This window comes from Rathayibacter sp. AY1B5 (genome assembly GCF_002932795.1).
Taxonomy (GTDB): Bacteria; Actinomycetota; Actinomycetes; order Actinomycetales; family Microbacteriaceae; genus Rathayibacter.
Map to the genome: position 1 here is coordinate 1 of NZ_PSWM01000051.1, position 2,019 is coordinate 2,019.

Here is a 2,019-nt window from a genome sequence, read left to right on the forward strand (position 1 = left end):
CCGCGCGCCGCTCCGCGCGCACGATGGAGCAGTGACCGCATGGAGCCCTCTCGAGATCGTCGGCGCCGTGGTGATCGCTCTCGCGCTGATCGGGCTCGCCGTCGCGGCCGTGGCGGTCGGAGCGGGCGACGAGATCGCGTTCGTCGGCGTGCTGGTCGCCTTCGCGGTCGCGGTCACCGGACTCGGCCTCCACATCGCCGGCCGGGAGGCGCGCTACCGCCGCGACAACCGCTGACGGTCAGTGCCCGAGCTCCACCAGCAGCACGCCGGTGATGATCAGGCCGATCCCGCCGAGCATCGTCCAGGTCAGCGGGTCCTGGAAAAGCCAGCGCCCGAGCACCGCGGTCAATGCGACTCCGACGGCCGCCCAGATCCCGTAGGCGACCCCGATCGGCATGCCCTGCGCGAGCGCCCCGGCCAGCAGCGAGAACGCGACGACGTAGCCGACTCCGACCACGACGTACCACCGCTTCCGGCCGTCCGTCGCGGGCTTGAGGCTCATCGTCGCGGCGACCTCGGTGAGGATCGCGCCCGAGAGCAGCAGCCAGGCCATCAGCGCACCGCCCGGCGCGCGGCCTGCGCCCGCTGCGACCCGATCTCGACCATCAGCACGCCCGCGATGATCAGCACCAGCCCGATCGTCATCACGCCCGTCAGCGGCTGTCCGAAGAGCACGGCCGCGAGGACCGCCGTGAGCGCGACTCCGCACGCACCCCACACGCCGTACGCGACTCCGATCGGCATGCCGGCCTTGAGCACCCGGCTGAGGAGCACGAACGCCGACAGGTAGCCCGCCACCACGAGGGCGTACCAGCCCGGCGACTCGATGGCGGCCTGGAGGGCGAGCGACGCCGTCACCTCGGTGAGGATCGCGCCGGTGAGGAGCACCCAGCTCATCGCGGGCCGTCGGGGCGGGTCATCCGGCCAGCGTAGGGCGGGTGCGGAGGCGTGCGCCCGCACAACGGAGGCTCAGCGCCCGGGGAGGGGGGTGGGAACGGTCGTTCTCCGGTCCACGGCCTGCTCACCGCGCGAAGTGCTCGCGCACCTCCGCCTGCCAGCGCTCGCGGTCCTCCTCCGTGATGAACGCCGCGTCGAAGGAGTTGAGCGCCAGGCGCTCGAGCTGTGCGTCGTCCACCCCCAGCACCTCGACCAGGGCGCGGTAGTTCTCGTCCACGTAGCCGCCGAAGTAGGGCGGGTCGTCGCTCGAGACCGTCACGACGAGTCCCTCGCGGAGCATCGCGGGCAGCGGGTGGTCGGCCATCGTGTCCACGGCGCGCAGGGCCACGTTCGACAGGGGGCACACCGTCACCGGGATGCGGCGCTCGCGGAGCATCGCGACGACCTCCGGGTCCTCCATCGCGCGGATCCCGTGGTCGATCCGCTCGACCTTCAGCAGCTCGACGGTGGCCGCGACCGTCTCGGGCCCGCCCTCCTCGCCGGCGTGCGCGACCAGGCGCAGTCCCTCCGCCGCGGCGCGCGCGTAGACGTCGACGAACAGCTCCGGACCGAAGCCCACCTCGTTCGAGTCGAGCCCGACGCCGATGATGTGCTCGCGCCAGGGGAGGATCGCCGTCAGCATCGCGTCGGCCGCGTCGGCGCCCAGGTCGCGGAGGAAGCACATGATCAGGTCCGTCGAGATCCCGTGGGTCTCCTCGCTCCGACCGAGCGCGCGGGTGATCCCGGTCATGACGGTCTCGAGCGCGACGCCGTTGCCGAGGTGCGTCTGCGGGTCGAAGAAGATCTCGGCGCGGCGGACGTTCGCCTTCTGCGCCCGGTCGAGATAGCCGGTCGCGAGCTCGAAGAAGTCCCGCTCCGTCTTCAGCACGGTGAGGTTCGAGTAGTGCAGCTCCAGGAACGACGCGAGGTCCGTGAAGGAGTACCGCGCGCGGAGGGCGTCGAGGTCCTCGGTCGGCAGGGCGACTCCGTTGCGGCGCGCCATCTCGACGATGTGCTCGGGCTCGATCGTGCCCTCGAGGTGGATGTGCAGCTCGGCGCTGGGCGGGGCGGGGAAGGCGGGGC

At 72.1% G+C, this 2,019-nt stretch carries 4 protein-coding genes; 1 reads left to right on the forward strand and 3 read right to left on the reverse strand.

Annotated elements, in window-relative coordinates; genetic code table 11:
* Positions 1 to 235 (forward strand): hypothetical protein (locus tag C5D44_RS17430; protein ID WP_258068045.1); only part of this gene is annotated, 235 nt, incomplete at its 5' end.
* A 3-nt stretch (positions 236 to 238) separates the two neighbouring features.
* Here C5D44_RS17430 and C5D44_RS17435 read toward each other — a convergent pair.
* From C5D44_RS17435 to C5D44_RS17445, 3 genes are all read right to left on the reverse strand, one after another.
* Positions 239 to 553, reverse strand: a complete 315-nt coding sequence (locus C5D44_RS17435) for a multidrug efflux SMR transporter (protein WP_104276689.1) — start codon at positions 551 to 553, stop codon at positions 239 to 241.
* Entirely contained in the window at positions 553 to 897 is a 345-nt protein-coding gene (locus C5D44_RS17440; protein WP_104276688.1) for a multidrug efflux SMR transporter, read from the reverse strand. The genes C5D44_RS17435 and C5D44_RS17440 overlap by 1 nt, the downstream gene beginning before the upstream one ends.
* Positions 898 to 1,021: 124 nt before the next feature.
* Positions 1,022 to 2,019 (reverse strand): adenosine deaminase (locus tag C5D44_RS17445; protein WP_308471655.1); only part of this gene is annotated, 998 nt, incomplete at its 5' end.

Excerpts from the sequence above, each read along its gene's own strand:
- C5D44_RS17435 (WP_104276689.1), bottom strand. The coding sequence starts at position 553 with ATGGCCTGGCTGCTGCTCTCGGGCGCGATCCTCACCGAGGTCGCCGCG.
- C5D44_RS17440 (WP_104276688.1), bottom strand. The coding sequence starts at position 897 with ATGAGCTGGGTGCTCCTCACCGGCGCGATCCTCACCGAGGTGACGGCG.